The 15,606-nt window shown below is 57.0% G+C and carries 17 protein-coding genes and 1 pseudogene; 6 read left to right on the top strand and 12 right to left on the bottom strand.

Translation table 11 applies throughout. From position 1 onward, the window contains the following. Positions 1 to 46: 46 nt before the first annotated feature. The 3 genes from AB4O22_RS10395 to AB4O22_RS10385 form a co-directional block, all read right to left on the bottom strand. Positions 47 to 1,333, bottom strand: coding sequence for a type II toxin-antitoxin system HipA family toxin (locus AB4O22_RS10395; RefSeq protein ID WP_223473305.1), 1,287 nt, complete (start codon positions 1,331 to 1,333; stop codon positions 47 to 49). Then, complete coding sequence (locus AB4O22_RS10390) at positions 1,326 to 1,643, bottom strand: helix-turn-helix transcriptional regulator (RefSeq protein WP_223473282.1); 318 nt, start codon at positions 1,641 to 1,643, stop codon at positions 1,326 to 1,328. The genes AB4O22_RS10395 and AB4O22_RS10390 overlap by 8 nt, the downstream gene beginning before the upstream one ends. Positions 1,644 to 1,912: 269 nt before the next feature. Continuing rightward, entirely contained in the window at positions 1,913 to 2,830 is a 918-nt protein-coding gene (locus AB4O22_RS10385) for a LysR substrate-binding domain-containing protein (protein ID WP_223473281.1), read from the bottom strand. 189 nt (positions 2,831 to 3,019) lie between these two features. Here AB4O22_RS10385 and AB4O22_RS10380 point away from each other — a divergent pair, with 189 nt between their 5' ends. From AB4O22_RS10380 to AB4O22_RS10365, 4 genes are all read left to right on the top strand, one after another. After that, the gene (locus AB4O22_RS10380; RefSeq protein ID WP_223473280.1) at positions 3,020 to 3,769 is read left to right on the top strand and encodes an SDR family NAD(P)-dependent oxidoreductase; all 750 of its coding nucleotides are present in this window, start codon (positions 3,020 to 3,022) and stop codon (positions 3,767 to 3,769) included. 95 nt (positions 3,770 to 3,864) lie between these two features. Beyond that, positions 3,865 to 5,166, top strand: a complete 1,302-nt coding sequence (locus AB4O22_RS10375; RefSeq protein WP_223473279.1) for an MFS transporter — start codon at positions 3,865 to 3,867, stop codon at positions 5,164 to 5,166. Between the two features lie 16 nt (positions 5,167 to 5,182). After that, the gene (locus tag AB4O22_RS10370; protein WP_460096207.1) at positions 5,183 to 6,031 is read left to right on the top strand and encodes a transketolase; all 849 of its coding nucleotides are present in this window, start codon (positions 5,183 to 5,185) and stop codon (positions 6,029 to 6,031) included. Further along, on the top strand, positions 6,028 to 7,050 hold the full coding sequence (locus tag AB4O22_RS10365; RefSeq protein WP_460096206.1) for a transketolase family protein: 1,023 nt from the start codon (positions 6,028 to 6,030) through the stop codon (positions 7,048 to 7,050). The genes AB4O22_RS10370 and AB4O22_RS10365 overlap by 4 nt, the downstream gene beginning before the upstream one ends. Here AB4O22_RS10365 and AB4O22_RS10360 read toward each other — a convergent pair. Together AB4O22_RS10360 and AB4O22_RS10355 are read right to left on the bottom strand one after the other, a co-directional pair. Then, positions 7,034 to 7,258: a dihydrodipicolinate synthase family protein gene (locus AB4O22_RS10360; RefSeq protein WP_460158244.1), complete on the bottom strand. Its 225-nt coding sequence runs from the start codon at positions 7,256 to 7,258 to the stop codon at positions 7,034 to 7,036. The two genes, AB4O22_RS10365 and AB4O22_RS10360, sit on opposite strands and share 17 nt — an antisense overlap. Before the next feature lie 29 nt (positions 7,259 to 7,287). Then, positions 7,288 to 7,982, bottom strand: a pseudogene (locus tag AB4O22_RS10355) (B3/B4 domain-containing protein). A 161-nt stretch (positions 7,983 to 8,143) separates the two neighbouring features. Between AB4O22_RS10355 and AB4O22_RS10350 the strand changes: the two are divergent. Next, positions 8,144 to 8,746, top strand: a complete 603-nt coding sequence (locus AB4O22_RS10350) for a helix-turn-helix domain-containing protein (protein WP_223473275.1) — start codon at positions 8,144 to 8,146, stop codon at positions 8,744 to 8,746. A gap of 208 nt (positions 8,747 to 8,954) precedes the next feature. Here the strand turns inward: AB4O22_RS10350 and AB4O22_RS10345 are convergent, their stop codons facing one another. Beyond that, positions 8,955 to 10,073 (bottom strand): NADH:flavin oxidoreductase, encoded by a 1,119-nt coding sequence (locus tag AB4O22_RS10345; protein WP_223473274.1) that lies wholly within the window; start codon positions 10,071 to 10,073, stop codon positions 8,955 to 8,957. 102 nt (positions 10,074 to 10,175) lie between these two features. Between AB4O22_RS10345 and AB4O22_RS10340 the strand changes: the two genes are divergently transcribed. Continuing rightward, positions 10,176 to 10,550, top strand: coding sequence for a winged helix-turn-helix transcriptional regulator (locus AB4O22_RS10340; RefSeq protein WP_223473273.1), 375 nt, complete (start codon positions 10,176 to 10,178; stop codon positions 10,548 to 10,550). A gap of 81 nt (positions 10,551 to 10,631) precedes the next feature. Here the strand turns inward: AB4O22_RS10340 and AB4O22_RS10335 are convergent, their stop codons facing one another. The 6 genes from AB4O22_RS10335 to AB4O22_RS10310 form a co-directional block, all read right to left on the bottom strand. Beyond that, positions 10,632 to 11,456 carry an NmrA/HSCARG family protein gene (locus AB4O22_RS10335; protein WP_223473272.1) on the bottom strand — a complete coding sequence of 275 codons (825 nt, stop codon included), beginning with the start codon at positions 11,454 to 11,456 and terminating at the stop codon, positions 10,632 to 10,634. Between the two features lie 112 nt (positions 11,457 to 11,568). After that, positions 11,569 to 12,312, bottom strand: a complete 744-nt coding sequence (locus tag AB4O22_RS10330) for an SDR family oxidoreductase (RefSeq protein ID WP_460096205.1) — start codon at positions 12,310 to 12,312, stop codon at positions 11,569 to 11,571. Positions 12,313 to 12,605: 293 nt separating this feature from the next. Then, a complete protein-coding gene (locus tag AB4O22_RS10325) occupies positions 12,606 to 13,520 on the bottom strand; it encodes a LysR family transcriptional regulator (RefSeq protein ID WP_223473270.1) in 915 nt (304 codons plus the stop codon). 16 nt (positions 13,521 to 13,536) lie between these two features. Continuing rightward, positions 13,537 to 13,932 (bottom strand): DUF1330 domain-containing protein, encoded by a 396-nt coding sequence (locus AB4O22_RS10320; RefSeq protein WP_223473269.1) that lies wholly within the window; start codon positions 13,930 to 13,932, stop codon positions 13,537 to 13,539. Between the two features lie 74 nt (positions 13,933 to 14,006). Beyond that, complete coding sequence (locus tag AB4O22_RS10315; protein ID WP_039012101.1) at positions 14,007 to 14,396, bottom strand: putative quinol monooxygenase; 390 nt, start codon at positions 14,394 to 14,396, stop codon at positions 14,007 to 14,009. 80 nt (positions 14,397 to 14,476) lie between these two features. After that, positions 14,477 to 15,418, bottom strand: coding sequence for a LysR family transcriptional regulator (locus AB4O22_RS10310; RefSeq protein WP_052239521.1), 942 nt, complete (start codon positions 15,416 to 15,418; stop codon positions 14,477 to 14,479). Between the last annotated feature and the right edge of the window lie 188 nt (positions 15,419 to 15,606).

The following is a 15,606-nucleotide window of genomic DNA, read 5'->3' as shown; positions in this document are numbered from 1 at the left end:
GCACACGACAGCATCAATGATGAGAATCGCCCGCTCCTCCCGATATTCAACGGCGACTGCTGCCCGCGTGACCGTGTTGCAGCAGAGCTACGTTCTGATCGATGCTGCCTTGGATCGTGCGCAAGGTGTCTTGGGTAATAGCCTGTGGGTACAGGTCCTCGGCGATGGTTGCAAACCGGCTCGCCACATCACAAATGCCGTCAATCATTCTGCCTGCAACGTCCGGGGGCACTTCGGCTTCCTCGGCAAGCCGAAGCATTTGCGTGCGGGAAATCGACAGGGCTTCCCCCATCACATCCATCTGGTGATATCCACCTGGCCCCTCGCAGAAGGTCACATCGTAAGCAGGCGACAGCCTCCACTGACCGTCTTGCGACATGATGTAGGCAAAGTTCTTGGGATGATCGTCTCTGTTGTTGAACGCAACATTGAAGACGGCACGTTCGAAGGCCACCGCCATCTCTCGCACATCGTTGGTACACATCTGTGTTGCCCGCAAGAAGTTGACGTAGTCCAACACCCCAGGAGACCGGTAATTTGCCCCCGTAAAGGCCGCGAGGCTTTGCATGGGTACGCGCAGATCATCCCGGCGGTCAAAGCGCTTACTGGCAAACGCTGCCAACCCATCAGGCAGACTGAAGTACTGCGTGTCAGCGGTCTCGATACCGCACATGCGCAAGCATTCGGCATAGACCATTTCGATAGCGCACACCTCGGCATGTTCTTCTTTGGCCGGGAATTTAATCAACCATGCTTCAAAGCCCGGCGTGACGGCAGTGGTAAACCCGCCAGTTTCGGGATTGCGATAGACGAGGGCCTTAGGCCTTGCACCTTGAGGCGAGCCGCCCACCAGCAGCAACGTCTGCAGGAACTCGCCACCGTCGCCGTGGAGCACTTCCCGCACTTCGGCGGCAAGCTGTTCCAGCGGGATGTGGACTTCAAATTCCTGCCCTTCGGGTGCCACGGGCTCAAACGTCATGGCCCCCATCGCATTGCTACCGATGTAGGCCAGCCGTTCCAGTGGACCGATGCGCGCCGTGGTGAGCCCGCGCCGCCTGAACATACGGTCCATCAGCATCATGCCCCACCCATCCGGCAACGAGTCGTAAACAGGCCCTGGCAAGTACAGTTGGTGGTCTGGAAAATCCCGGCGCAACTGAGTCCCCTCCAACGGCAGCGTGTAGGAGGACAATTCCAAGCCCTTTTGCCTGGCTTCATTGCTGTACTCGAACACGATCAGCGGGCGACCGGTCAGGGCGGTCGTGGAAACCAGCATGCCCCATTGCCATCGCTCACCCCAGCCTTCGTAGAAGACGTTCACCTGCTCAAGCATTGCCGGGTTTCCTCTTTGTACGGAGACGATTGGCGCTGTTTTCATAGCGCCGAATGTCCTCGATACTTTCCAGCTTTGGCAGGAACAGGCCTTCGAGTTCCTTGGTTCGGCCAAGGGCCATCGCCACCCGAACCACGTTCTCGAACCCGACATTGCGCCCAGCTTCAAGGTTGGACACGGTGTTGGTGCCGATGCCGGCACGTCCGGCCAAGTCGGCTTGTGTCATGTCCAGCGCCAAGCGCTCTGTGCGCAAGCGATTGCAGAGGCGCTTGACGACCTCGCTCGGCTTGCTGAAGCTTAAATCCAACATAGTGCGTACCTAGCCCTTTCTGTGCCAGTTAGTCCCCAAAACTATAGAATTAACCTATCACCCGATCAAGCAACTTAATTCCCTAATCCGGTGTTTTATGGCATAAATTCTAGCATTAGACACAATTTGCTGGATTTATCTACCATCCCAGAGCCATATCGAAATGTTCTTCGGCGATCCTGAGAGCCTTTAATGCGACATCGCACACGCCTCACCAATCGCATTCAATTGCTGAAATCACAGCGGCCGCCCTTCGGACAGCCATAACGTTAAAACACAAAGCCATGCCCCAACTCCCCTTCCATCCAACCCAAAAATCGCCTGACTCTGGGAAAACTGGAGTGGGCCTTCGGGAACACTAAATGGTGGGCGGCTACCGGAGAGCTCAAAGCTTCGGGGGCGACTTCAACGAGCGAACCGCTGGCGAGGTATTTTTGCGCCAGCAGCGTGCTTTCCAGGGCAAATCCCAACCCGTGGCTCGCCGCTTCCAGGCTCATGTAGGATCGGTCAAAACTCAAGGCGTAGGGTTTTTCGGGGCGCGCCAGGCCATGCTGAGCGAACCACTCAGGCCATCTGAGCAAGGTCGCTTCGGAAAGAATCAGATCCTCAGCCAGAAGATCGGCTGCGCTTTTTACCGCACAGCGTGCGAGGAGCTTGGGCGAGGCCAGTACAGCGAAGCTTTCGTTACGCACGGTGCGCACTTCATAGCTGGGCCAATTCGGCCGGCCGTGGCGAATATCGACATCGATCTTGTCCTGGCTGAAATGCAGCGATTCATAGGAACAAGACAAATTGATTTGGATGTCCGGGTTGGTCAAGCGAAATGACTCCAGCCGGGGCATCAGCCAGAGCAAGCCAAAGCTGGGGGAGGAATGCAGCCGCAGGCAATCCAGGCTCACGTCACTCGCCGCCCGCTCGGTAGCGACCTCAAGGCTTTGCAACAAACCGGAAATGTCCTTCAAGTACTGCTCACCCACCGGTGTCAGCGTCACCCCACGCGCTGCCCGCACAAACAACTGTCGACCAATCATGACCTCCAGTTTGGCCAGTTGGTGGCTGATCGCCGACGGCGTGAGGTCCAGCACTTCGGCGGCTCTTGCCAGGTTGCCAAAACGCGCGGTTTGCTCGAAGGCTTGAATGGCTCTCAGCGGTGGCAGCTTGGATGAAGGGATATCGTCCTGGCGCATCATTATCCAGCCTATTGTTTTGGGCTCGAACGCGGGAGTGCCATTCAAGCATCTGCGGTCTGCATTGACGAGTGCTGAATTTTATTCATGTAGCAGTGACGTTTGCGTTATTGCTCGGCATGTCCACGGGGACCACTCTGAGCCATCGATCGCTGAATCGAACCATAAAAACAATCAGAGGTACCCCTTATGCTTCTTCAAGGCAAAGTCGCGATTATTACCGGTGCTGCATCCGAACGAGGTATCGGCCGTGCAACGGCTGTCACCTTCGCCAAACACGGCGCACGCGTGGTCATTCTGGATCTCGACGAATCCGCCGCCCGTGACGCAGCGGCCACCCTCGGCGAAGGCCATCTGGGTCTGGCTGCCAACGTCGCCGACGAGGTGCAAGTCAAAGCAGCCGTCGCCAAGGTTATCAAGCTCTACGGCCGTATCGACATACTCATCAACAATGCCGGTATCACGCAGCCGATCAAGACGCTGGACATTCGCCCGAGCGATTACGACAAGGTCCTGGATGTAAGCCTGCGCGGCACACTGTTGATGTCGCAGGCGGTCATCCCAGTGATGCGCACCCAGGCTTCGGGCAGCATCGTCTGCATGTCATCCGTATCGGCCCAACGTGGCGGCGGCATTTTCGGTGGCCCGCACTACAGTGCAGCGAAAGCCGGTGTGCTCGGGCTGGGCAAGGCCATGGCACGCGAATTTGGCGCGGACAACATTCGCGTCAACTCCATCACCCCAGGTTTGATCCACACCGACATCACCGGCGGCCTGATGCAGGATGAGCGTCGCCACGCAATCATCGAAAGCATCCCGTTGGGCCGGCTTGGCGCAACGCAGGATGTTGCCAATGCGGCGCTGTTTCTGGCCAGCGACTTGTCCTCCTACCTCACCGGAATCACGCTCGATGTAAACGGCGGCATGTTGATCCACTGACAACAGGTGTCACCACCGCTGTCCATTCAGTTCTGGATCGACGATACGTCGGGCTTCAGGCCCGGCGTTCTATAAAAACAAGAGATCAGACCCTCATGATGACCACCATGACGCTCGACGCTGTGTCCACAGTACGCTCCAGCGCGTATCGCAAAACTGCCTGGCGATTGATGCCTTTCCTGATGCTGTGCTACCTGTGCGCTTACCTGGACCGGGTAAATGTCGGGTTTGCAAAGCTGCAGATGATGAACGACCTGTCCCTGAGCGAAACCGTATACGGGCTCGGCGCGGGCATGTTCTTTCTTGGTTATTTTCTCTGCGAAGTGCCAAGCAACCTCATCCTCCACAAGGTCGGTGCCCGTCGCTGGATCGCGCGCATCATGATCTCGTGGGGCATCATCTCCGCCCTCTTCGCCTTCGTAGAAACGGCCTGGCAGTTCTATACGCTGCGCTTCCTGCTTGGTATTGCTGAAGCGGGTCTCGCGCCCGGCCTGCTGCTCTACCTCACTTACTGGTTCCCCTCCTACCGCCGCGCAAAAATGACCGTGCTGTGGTTCATCGCCATCCCGCTCTCAGGAATGATCGGCGGGCCGCTCTCAGGCTACATCATGACCCAGTTCGCAGGCTTTCAAGGCTGGGCGGGCTGGCAGTGGATGTTCGTGATCGAAGCCATTCCGACCGTCGTCGTTGGCCTGATGGTGCTGGCCTACCTCAAAGATGGCGTCCACCAGGCGACATGGCTCACCGATGAAGAAAAAACGCTGATCAGCAAAGAACTGGCCGAGGACAACAGCCGCAAAGTCACCCATGCATCGGTCAGGGCGTTCCTGCGGGACCGTCGCCTGTGGATTCTCGCCTGCATCTACTTTTGCGTGGTCATGGGCCAGTACGCGATCACCTTTTGGCTGCCGACGCTTATCCGTAACGCAGGCGTAGCCGATCCGATGCACATCGGCTTGCTCACCAGTCTCCCCTACCTGTGCGCCATCGTTGCGATGGTGCTGATGGGGCGTAGCGGCGACAAGCACCAGGAGCGCCGCTGGCACCTGGTCGGGCCAATGATTGCCGGCGCACTGGGCCTCACGTTGGCGGCGGTGTTCGGCACCAACCTGATGCTGTCGGTGTTGTGCCTGTGCCTTGCAGCAGCAGGCGTGCTGTCGGCGTCTTCACTGTTCTGGATGTTGCCTACCACATTACTCGGTGGCGTCTCCGCCGCTGCGGGGATCGCCGGCATCAACAGCTTTGCCAATCTTGCGGGGTTCTGCTCGCCCTACCTGATTGGTTGGATCACCACCACAACCGGTTCGAGCGCCATCGGCATGTACCTGATTACCGGTGTGCTGTGCATCGGTGCCTGTCTGGTGCTGCGCATTCCTGCCGCTTCGGTCAATCGTTGAGTTAACGGAGAATTCCATGACTGCCACATTATCTCGCGCCTCGTCCACCACTCTGGTGCAGCGCGCCCATAACATTCGCCGCCATGCCTTGCGCATGGGGCAAGTCCAGGGCCAGGGCTATGTTGGTCAGGCGCTGGGCGCAGCAGACTTGCTGGCCGTGTCGTACTTTCATGCCTTGAACTACAAGCCCGATAACCCCGAGTGGGAACAGCGTGATCGCTTTTACCTCTCCATCGGCCACTACGCGATCGCACTGTATGCCGCGCTAATCGAGGCTGAAATCATTCCACTGGATGAACTTGAAACCTACGGTTCGGATGACAGCCGCCTGCCCATGTCCGGCATGGCCGCGTACACCCCCGGCATGGAAATCACCGGTGGCTCGCTGGGCCAGGGACTGGGCATCGCGGTAGGCGCCTGCCTGGGTTTGAAGCGCAAGCAATCCGCCTCATTCGTTTACAACCTGCTATCGGATGGCGAGCTGAATGAGGGCTCCACCTGGGAGGCGGTGATGTCCGCTTCGCACTGGAAACTCGACAACCTGATCGCCATCGTCGACGTCAATAACCAGCAAGCCGACGGACACTCCAGCGAGGTGCTGGCATTTGAACCCATCGTTGACCGATGGCAAGCCTTTGGCTGGTTCACCCAGCGGGTAGACGGCAACGACCTGGACGCCTTGGTCAAGGCGTTCGACGCGGCCCGCAGCCATCCCGCCGCACAACCGCGCGTCATCATCTGCGATACCAAGATGGGCAAAGGCGTGCCGTTCCTGGAAAACCGTGAAAAGACTCACTTCATCCGCGTGGACGAGCATGAATGGGATGTGGCCCTGAACAACCTCGAAGAAGGCAAGACCCTATGAGCAACGCAACCAACACGACGGCTCAGGCGCCCGAGGCGCCAAAGAAAAAGCTGACAACCTCCGCGATGATTGCCTCGATTGCCGCTGAAGGTCAGGCCACCAAATCGGCGCCCTTTGGCCACGCATTGGCCGCCCTCGCAGACCAGCGCCAGGATATCGTGGGCTTATCGGCTGACTTGTCCAAATACACTGACCTGCACATTTTTGCGAAAGCACATCCGGCGCGTTTCTACCAGATGGGCATGGCTGAGCAACTGTTGATGAGCGCGGCAGCGGGCATGGCTCGGGAGGGGTTCGTGCCCTTCGCGACCACTTACGCGGTGTTTGCCTCGCGCCGGGCCTATGACTTCATCTGCATGGCGATTGCCGAGGAAAACCTCAACGTCAAAATCGTCTGCGGCCTGCCTGGACTGACCACCGGGTACGGCCCCAGTCACCAGGCAACGGATGATTTGGCAATCTTCCGGGCCATGCCGAACCTGATGATCGTCGACCCCTGCGATGCCCTGGAAATCGAACAGGCAGTACCCGCCATTGCCGCGCATCAAGGGCCAGTCTACATGCGGTTACTGCGCGGCAACGTACCGCTGGTGCTCGATGAATATGGCTATAAATTCGAGATCGGCAAAGCCAAGACCCTGCGTACGGGCAATGAGGTTTTAATCATTTCCACCGGCTTGATGACAATGCGCGCCCTGGAAGCCGCCAAGGAACTTCAGGCTGATGGCGTGGATGTCGCGGTGCTTCACGTTCCCACCATCAAGCCCCTGGATGAGCAGACTATTCTGGCTGAGGCCAGGAAGCCGGGGCGATTGGTAGTGACTGCCGAAAACCACTCCATCATTGGCGGACTGGGCGAAGCGGTGGCAACCGTGCTGTTGCGCAATGGGGTCACGCCGACGTTCAGGCAAATAGCGCTGCCGGACGCGTTTCTCGATGCTGGCGCGCTGCCGACGTTGCATGATCGCTACGGTATTTCCACCCAGGCTTTGCGCGCGCAGATCAAGGGTTGGTTATAGGGTTTAACCTGCAGGGGGCTGACTCAGCCCCCTGCAAGGGGGCATCCCCTTTTCGAGAAAGATACACATAACTTCCGGTGGACCCGAGAGCCCCAATGGAATCTACTTTCGCCGTCACCAGTTGCTGCACAAGACGGGTAAACGCATTTTCGTCCACACCCTGCTCATTCATAGGTGTCAGGGGAAATGCACTAAGGCCGGTAAACATCGTCATCACTCCATACAGTTGTCTGTCGACTATTTGGCCCCAGGACCAATCAGTGAACTCTCGATGCGGACGCCTGGCATCATTTGCCGCAAACCTTCGATCAGCTTGTCCCCCGCTTCCGTCAAGGCTTCAAGCGGCATCGTCGGCAAACTCTCCAGAATGAACCACATGCACTTCGCATCAGCACCGAGACGGGTTCTGACACCTTGCCGCCAATTCCAGCGACGGCAGGTCACGCCTTTGTCATCGCGCCAGACCACTTCGCCTGCGTCTGGATACTCGAAAGCAGGAGCGCCCTCTTTCATCGTGTCAAAGGGCTCGGTGCCATCGGCGACTACCAGCCGTGGGGAGCCCACATAGGCTTCAATGTTCTCCCCGCCGACGGGGATGGCGTACTCGATACTGATGGCGTTGTAGAGATCAACGATGGGATCCAGGCTCGGCAAGCTACCGTCACGTAAAACCCGTTTACGCAACGCCTCGGCTGAGCAAGGCGTGCGCTGCGGCTTGGCCCCGAACTTTCGGAATGTCTCGGCCCACGCTGCCAGATGAGCTTCTCCCCAACTTGGCCCCCCTCCCGCACCGCCTTGCAAGCCCGGTCCAGAGCAGCCTGAGCAACCTCAGGGTGGGTCAGCGACGCGGCTTCCACGACAATGCTCAGAGCCCGGAACTCCGGAGCCAGTTCTGCAACGGCTTTATCGATTAACGGCAGTACGGACAGCATCAAAAACCTCCAGGAATCCAAATGTCATTTCATGCTATCCAGCGCCGACGAACAAAGTCAATATAATGACCAATATCATCTACTATAACGAACGAGCCGATTGACGGGCCTATTGGTAAAGACCGAGAATCCCAGCACATTTTTTCTCATGACCCTCATCAATGACCACCAATACCAGCCTGTCGACGACCCCAGGTGCTGATGCTCAAGCCGTCAGCCTGGCTGTCGCACGCACACTCAAACAGGCACGCAAGGCACAGAAGATCACGCTGGATGAGCTTTCCCGTCGCTCTGGAGTGAGCAAAGGAATGGTCGTCGAAATAGAAAAATGTACGGCGAATCCCAGCATCGGCATCCTTTGCAAAATCGCAGCCGCACTGGGCCTGTCCGTTGCAGACATCGTCAATGTGACCGAAGCCCCATCTGCCCATATCATCGACAGTCAAGACATCCCCACTCTCTGGACCGGGGACCTGGGAGGGACGGCGCGACTTCTGGCGGGCACTTCCGGCCCCAATATGATCGAACTGTGGCGCTGGGAAATGCATCCTGGCGAATCCTTCGCGTCACCTGGGCACCCTCAAGGCACGCTTGAGCTGTTTCATGTGGAAAAAGGCACGCTGAAATGCGTGGTAGGGGAAACAGAGCTAGTCATCCCGGCGGGAAGCTCAGCAGTGGCTAAGACCGACGTACCTCATTCCTATTCCAACGCAGGCAGATCCAAGTTGGTATTCACCATGTCCGTGACGGAGATGCATCAGTAGATACTCGGTGGACTGGCAGTCAGCGAACATTCTGTATGGTGGGCGAACCAGTGGGTGGGACGCTGTGTGGCCTGCGCATAAATGCCCGGGCCACACTGCAACACAATCCTATTTGCGCGGGTTACGATCTCGGCCTCGCAACACCCGAGGCCAGACCTCTGATCCCTTCAGATTAGAACCTTTGTGGCATCACACTCTCCACTCAGACTCAAACCAATTCAGCTAAAGATGCCGGATTGAAGCCCTTCAGATCCGCGTAATCGCCTTTTTCCACTTTGGCGACCCAGTCCTTGTCACTCAGCAGAACACGCCCTACAGCAATCAGATCAAACTCTTCGCGCTCCATACGCTCGACGAGCCGCTCCAGGCTCGCAGGGGTTGAGCCCTTGCCGGCGAATGCGTGAGTAACATCGTTATCCAGCCCGACCGAACCGACGCTAATGGTTGTGGCCCCAGTGACTTTCTTCGCCCAGCCTGCGCAGTTCAGTCCGTTCTCACCATCAATTTCGGGAAACTCAGGGTCCCAGAAGCGTCGCTGCGAACAATGCAGAACATCAACACCCGCTTCGACCAACGGCAGCAGCCAGTCCTCCATCAGTGCAGGGGTCTCGGCGAGGCGCACCCCAAAGTCCTGCTGCTTCCATTGGCTGACGCGCATGATGATAGGAAATTCGGGGCCAACCGCATGACGAACGGCAGACACGATCTCAGCGGCAAAACGCGAGCGCTCTTTGATCGTCGGTCCGCCATAACGATCGGTGCGCTGATTGGTGCCGGCCCAGAAGAACTGATCGATCAGATACCCATGAGCCCCATGGATCTCAACGGTGTCGAAACCCAGGCGCTTGGCATCCGCCGCTGCCTTGGCAAAAGCAGCAACTGTGTCAGCAATATCCTCTTCGCTCATTGCCACACCGCGCGGCTCGTTTGGCGAATCGAGGCCAGATGGGCTTTCAACTGGCGCATCAGGCTCCCAGCCGCTGACGTCACGCACTGCACCGGTGTGCCAGAGTTGCGGCCCCATACGACCACCAGCACTGTGAACAGAATCGATCACGTTCTTCCATCCGGCCAGCGCCGCCTCACCGTGGAAATAAGGAATGCCGGAACCGTTACGTGAAGCAGGACGATCGATGACGGTCCCTTCTGACAAAATCAATCCGGCCCGACCTTCAGCCCGCCGCCGGTAGTACGCAGCACTCCCTTCTCCGGGAATGCCCTGCGGCGAAAATTGCCGTGTCATCGGCGCCATGACAATCCGGTTTTTCAGCTCAAGCGACCCGACGGAAAAAGGACGAAATAAAATGCTGGTATCAGGGTTTGACATCGGATGGACTCCATTTGCTTTGGGAGGCCATATAAGTATATTTTGTAAACCAAATGTCAATTAGACACCTAGAGTCGCCTAGGTATACACGAGGAAACTTCGATGCTGGAATTAAAGCCACAATGTTTTTCGTCGGAGTGCCCAAGCCGGGCGCTGTTCGACCAGATCGCAGATAAGTGGTCCATGATGGTTCTGGCGGTGCTGGATGACGGGCCGCATCGCTTTAACGCCATCAGGCGTCGTCTGGAAGGCGTCACTCAGAAGGCGCTTACACAGTGCCTGCGGCGGCTGGAACGAAATGGCCTCGTCTCGCGCAAGGTCATCTCGTTCTCGCCTGTGGCAGTCCAGTATGAGATCACCCCACTTGGTCGAACACTGCAACAACCATTTCGCGAATTGCATAAATGGACGCTCGACAAATTGCCTGAGGTTGAAGCGGCCCGGTTGAAGTTTGACGAGGCTGCGGAGGTAAGCTGACTCATCAAGGAGTGCGAGCGAAAGTCACTTTATAGCAGCGAGGTGGGGTAATTAATGAAATCCGGCTTTCGCAGGAATGTACTATTGGCGGGCCAGTTCTTCAAAGTACGCCCGCAACGTGCGCGGCTCACGACCGAGGATCGTCCGCAGGGGCAATGCGCTGCCGAGCAGACCTGCATGATCATAGTGCGCGAACATGCTGATCATATCTCTCGGCGAATCAGTGAGCATTGCGCGGTCGATCGTACCCACCCCGATATTTTGTCCAAGGACCTCACTCAGTATCGCGGCGACTTCGGAGCGAGACTGGATGCCTGGCGCGCACAGTTCGAAGGTACCGTATGCCAGTCGATCCTCAGTCAACGCAATGGCCGCCACTTCGGCAACGTCGCGATAGTCCACACGGCTGAAGCGAGTTTTGGGGGCCCAAGGTTCAGCAAGAATCCCCCCCTCCAGAATTTTCCCCCAAGACTGGGCGTAGTTCTGAAACAGCATGGTCGGATGCAAGATCGTGTACTTCATCTTGGAACTCACCAGCGCGCGTTCCACTGGCGCCTTGGCGGCATGGTTGGGCAGGTCGAGGATGGGGTGAATCACCGACGAAAACACGAACGTCTCCACTCCAGCGCGCTGCGCGGCTTGAATCATGTTCAGACCCATTTGTACCTCGTGCGGCGCGAATACGGGACCTATGTGGAACACGCCCTCAATACCAACCAGGGCAGCATCGAGGCTTTCGGGATCTGTGAGATCCCCGATCATGACTTCAGCTGCGCCCCGGGCCTTTGCCCGCGGGATCTGTTCAGGCTTACGGACAAGCCCGCGGACGACGGTCCCGCGCTCAATAAGGGCTGGAATGACCAAGCCTGCGGTTTCGCCCGCTGCACCGACGACAAGAATTGTCATGAGCATACTCTCCAAGTTCGTATTCGATTTTGTTGTCGGGGCCAGCATGAGCCTGGCCGCGACCTGGAGTCGACAAGCAGCCGCGATCGCTCACAGCTGTCTTCGGTGCGAATCAGCCATGGCTGTTCATTCTTTCGAACATGGCTTCTCCAAGCTCGCGTGTCTTGGCCGAAACACCTATCAACACTTCATCCTTGCCTTCGGCTAGCTGTTCAAGCGCCTGCTTGGCAAAGTCGTCAGGGGTGACCATCATCGCGTGATTGACAGTGCCTTCACTGCGGGTGCCACCGCCAAGACCGGTATCGACAATCGGTGGGGCGATCTCGATCACTCGGATGCCTGTCGTCTTCAGTTGGTGCCGCAGGCTGAGCGTAAAGGAATGGATCGCAGCCTTGGTCGCGCAGTAGACCGGTACGTCGGCCATGGGTGAGAAGGCCAATCCCGAGCTGACGTTGATGACATAGGCTTGGGCCTGTTGCTTGAGCACAGGCAGCAAGTCAGCGATCAGATGGATCGGCGCGGTGAAATTGATAGCCACCTCCTGATCCAGGCTTTCCATTGCAGGATCGGTGGTGAAATCGCGACGCGCCTGAATGCCGGCATTGTTGATCAGGACATTCAGCGCCGGATGGTGGGTCTTCAACCACTGAACCATTGTACGGCGGCTGATCGCGTCGGCCACGTCGCAGGTGTGAGTGATCAGCGTCGGCACTTCGGCCTTCGCCTGCTGCAAACTGGCCTCGTTGCGGCCGCAGATAATGACCTGATTGCCTTCGCTGGAAAAGCGCTTCGCAAGCGCCAAGCCTATGCCTGTTGCGCCGCCAGTAATCAGAATGGTATTGCAGGTGAGTTTCATCGTCGTCTTCCTTCCATATTAATTAAGGAAGGGGTGTCGGCGATCGTAAGGTAATCAGCGGACACACCTTCGCAACCGGCAAGCCGGGCTTGGTGTCGCGGATACCCTAAGGGGGAGGAGTTGCCGTTCGGTGGAACGGCGACCGGGCTACCATCCGGCCAGCACTCTTTCGACAGCCTATACATTATCGAGTTGATTGGCCGACCACAACCAATTGCTGTGTTTGGCAATAGTCACGCTGCGCAGTCCACTGGTTGAGCTGGAGACAGTGATGAGTGACAGCACGACGGTATTCAATCTTCGCCCCCCTGGACGCGCCGGGGATAGCGTAGTGCTTCAACCAAAAGGCTGAACGCCGGTGAAGATTGAAGGCGACTGGGGTAATACAGGTGAAATCCGGCGAACGGCGGACACCAGTCTTGCAACACGCGAATCAAGTCACCCGTGTCGATGTGCTGCTGCACAAGTGTTTCCGGCAAATAACCCAACCCAACCCCGCTCCGGCAGGCATCAAGTGTCTGATACACGCCATTGACGACGAGTTGCCCACTGACCTGAACATTCTTGATGACACCTTCTTTTTCGAACTCCCAAGTGTAGATACCACCGTGAGTGGGGAATCGCATGTTGATGCAGTTATGGCGGACAAGCTCGTGGGGTTCACCAGGAGGCACATGTGCCGCGAAGTAGTCTGGCGTCGCTACAACGGCCATGCGCATGTCAGGAGCAATCCGTGTAGCGATCATCCCCTCCCCCACAGTATCGCCATACCGGACGCCTGCGTCATAACGGTCGGCAACGATGTCGACCAGGCGATAGTCACAGTTCACCTCTACGTTGATGTCCGGGTATCGAGCCAGAAACGTTTCCAGCACTGGCCATAGCACCGTATGAAAGCTGAAGTCCGCTGCGGTGATCCGTATCGTGCCGGCTGGCTTTTCTCGAAGCCCCAACAGTGCCTGGAAATTGACCTCCATAGCCTCGAAGTGAGGGCTCATGCTGTCGTAAAGCGCCTGTCCGGCATCGGTCAATGTGACATTGCGCGTGGTGCGGGTCAGAAGCCTCAGCCCTAACCTTTCTTCGAACGCCTTGATGGTATGGCTCATCGCCGATTGAGAGACGCGAAGCTGTGCAGCCGCTTTCGTGAAACTTCTTTCTCGAGCCACTGCAATGAAGACCAGTAGGTCGTTCGCGTTCTCGCGCAGCATGCGTGTAACTCCTTAACTATTGTGCCGATACCCCCTCGATCAAATAGACATCTGTCCTGGCTGAACGCTGGCGAATTTTCCGCAATTGGGTGTACTCCACAGAGTTATACCAAGCCTGGGCTTTTCCGAGGCTCGCAAACTCAATGACAACACGGCGACGCTTTGGCGCCACACCCTCAAGCGAAATAGTCTCGCCGCCACGGACAATGAAATGCCCGCCATAGGGTTTGAAGGTTGCCTCAACCTGTGCACTGTAAGGCTTCATTCCCTCAGGATCGGTCACCTCAAACTCGGCTACATAATAGGCTGGGGGTGTTGCCGACGGGACTTCTGATGCGATTACCCGGCCGCTACCTGCCGCAAAAAAAGCCAGGCCCACCATTGCAACAGCCATCACCTTCACATTTTTCATCACTATCCTCCATTGAAAAACCAGTTTGCTCAGCGTGAGAATCGCGTACCGACCAGCCACCTACGGAAAATCGATCATCGACCGGGTTGAGTGCTGAGTTGAACCGGATCGGTTTCGATTAACACTCTGGACATGATCATCGACTGGGTCGTTGTCACGTACTTCTGGAAATGTGCGGAGGCAATATGGTTTCGATACGCCGCCTCATCTGCATAGATTTCGAAGAAGTGCAGCCGATTGGAGTGGTCTTTTTCCGCGACCGAATAAATAGCCAGCACACCCGGCTCAATACGAATGGACTCGGCCATTTCCTCTTTGACTGCAACTTGGTAGGCCGCCAGTTGAGCCGGATCAATCACAAGTTGTGCAATACGCACGACCTTTTCTGTCGGCTCCGCGGCGGACACTGAGCCCAGCCAAAGACAACTCATGACAACAGGGGCGTACAGGATTGAAATCCGCATTCATATGTCTCTGATGGCTATTAGCGAAGTCATGCTACAGCGCGCGCTCGATGAGCACTCATGAGCGAACCAGATAACTGTTATGAGTGCGCGTGCGATGCCGAGCTATTTGAAGCGTGACTTTCGAGGCTTTTGGGAAGTTCAAGGGCAAGCACGTCGATTGCCAGTCGTGAGCGTAACGGAAGGTGTTGAGCGTCTGGCCAGACAACGTTGCACTCCATCACTGCCCGAGGTCGATCGGCCCATATCTCGACCAGCTCACCGCGATGAATCCGTTGTCGAATCAGCCAGTATGGAAGCCAGGCAATACCCATACCTGAGACGGCGGCATCGGCGATGATTTCAAGATCATCCAGCCGTACCCGCGTACCCACGGCAACCTCGACCAGAACACCGGCTGCGTCGGGCAGTCTCCAAGGTAGCGCCTGTCCGTTGCGACAATAGGGAAGCAATTCATGGCTCGACAGATCTGCAATTGATTCCGGCGTCCCACGTTGAGTCAGGTATAAAGGGGAAGCACACAGTAACTTGGGTTGGCTGACCAGTCGGCGTGCTCGCAATGTAGCCCCATTCCCCAGAGTGCCACTGCGCACTGCCAGGTCGAAACCGTCGGACACGAGATCTATCTGGCGATCACTGAAGCTGAGTTCGATCTCCAGCCCTGGATGCTCGCGAGCAAACCCTAGCAGAATCGGTGCAACGCAGTACCGTCCGAACAGCACCGGAAGCGACACTCGCAACTTACCGACCACTTCCCTACGACCTGTCTCCAGCATGATCTCGCCAGAGCGCAGCGCCTCTATTGCTCGAACGCACTGCTCGTAATACTGCTGACCGTGTTCGGTGATGCATTGGGTCCTGGTAGTGCGCTTGAAAAGCTGGACGCCCAGCCGCTCCTCCAGGCGCGCGATGGACTTCCCGACGGCTGAGCGCGTGAGTGACAACCGCTCGCCAGCCTTTGCAAAACCGCCGGCTTCAACCACCTCAACGAACAATTGCACACCATCGAACATATCCCGCATAGCAAGCCCTCAGAACGCCCAGACTGTAGAGTTATCGGAACCATTAACGAGAATAATAGCCAACAATGGTTATCAAAATTCTACTTTATAGTAAGCATGAAACAAGCAACAAATGCTTTCTCCCATTTAACGTGCAGCGTGTCGCTATTGGTTTTTTTGGCCAGGCGCATCGCACAAACAAGGGCGGC

The sequence above is a fragment of the Pseudomonas sp. S3_B11 genome (assembly GCF_054667715.1).
This window is presented reverse-complemented; position numbering and strand designations above follow the sequence as displayed.

Bases quoted from the DNA above. Each gene is read 5' to 3' on its own strand.
- AB4O22_RS10360 (WP_460158244.1), bottom strand. From the start codon at position 7,258: ATGTTTACCGGCCTTAGTGCATTTCCCCTGACACCTATGAATGAGCAG.
- AB4O22_RS10385 (WP_223473281.1), bottom strand. From the start codon at position 2,830: ATGCGCCAGGACGATATCCCTTCATCCAAGCTGCCACCGCTGAGAGCC.
- AB4O22_RS10310 (WP_052239521.1), bottom strand. From the start codon at position 15,418: ATGCGGGATATGTTCGATGGTGTGCAATTGTTCGTTGAGGTGGTTGAA.
- AB4O22_RS10345 (WP_223473274.1), bottom strand. From the start codon at position 10,073: ATGTCAAACCCTGATACCAGCATTTTATTTCGTCCTTTTTCCGTCGGG.
- AB4O22_RS10375 (WP_223473279.1), top strand. From the start codon at position 3,865: ATGATGACCACCATGACGCTCGACGCTGTGTCCACAGTACGCTCCAGC.
- AB4O22_RS10350 (WP_223473275.1), top strand. From the start codon at position 8,144: ATGACCACCAATACCAGCCTGTCGACGACCCCAGGTGCTGATGCTCAA.
- AB4O22_RS10365 (WP_460096206.1), top strand. From the start codon at position 6,028: ATGAGCAACGCAACCAACACGACGGCTCAGGCGCCCGAGGCGCCAAAG.
- AB4O22_RS10330 (WP_460096205.1), bottom strand. From the start codon at position 12,312: ATGAAACTCACCTGCAATACCATTCTGATTACTGGCGGCGCAACAGGC.
- AB4O22_RS10370 (WP_460096207.1), top strand. From the start codon at position 5,183: ATGACTGCCACATTATCTCGCGCCTCGTCCACCACTCTGGTGCAGCGC.
- AB4O22_RS10325 (WP_223473270.1), bottom strand. From the start codon at position 13,520: ATGCTGCGCGAGAACGCGAACGACCTACTGGTCTTCATTGCAGTGGCT.
- AB4O22_RS10395 (WP_223473305.1), bottom strand. From the start codon at position 1,333: ATGCTTGAGCAGGTGAACGTCTTCTACGAAGGCTGGGGTGAGCGATGG.
- AB4O22_RS10340 (WP_223473273.1), top strand. From the start codon at position 10,176: ATGCTGGAATTAAAGCCACAATGTTTTTCGTCGGAGTGCCCAAGCCGG.
- AB4O22_RS10315 (WP_039012101.1), bottom strand. From the start codon at position 14,396: ATGCGGATTTCAATCCTGTACGCCCCTGTTGTCATGAGTTGTCTTTGG.
- AB4O22_RS10335 (WP_223473272.1), bottom strand. From the start codon at position 11,456: ATGACAATTCTTGTCGTCGGTGCAGCGGGCGAAACCGCAGGCTTGGTC.
- AB4O22_RS10390 (WP_223473282.1), bottom strand. From the start codon at position 1,643: ATGTTGGATTTAAGCTTCAGCAAGCCGAGCGAGGTCGTCAAGCGCCTC.
- AB4O22_RS10380 (WP_223473280.1), top strand. From the start codon at position 3,020: ATGCTTCTTCAAGGCAAAGTCGCGATTATTACCGGTGCTGCATCCGAA.
- AB4O22_RS10320 (WP_223473269.1), bottom strand. From the start codon at position 13,932: ATGAAAAATGTGAAGGTGATGGCTGTTGCAATGGTGGGCCTGGCTTTT.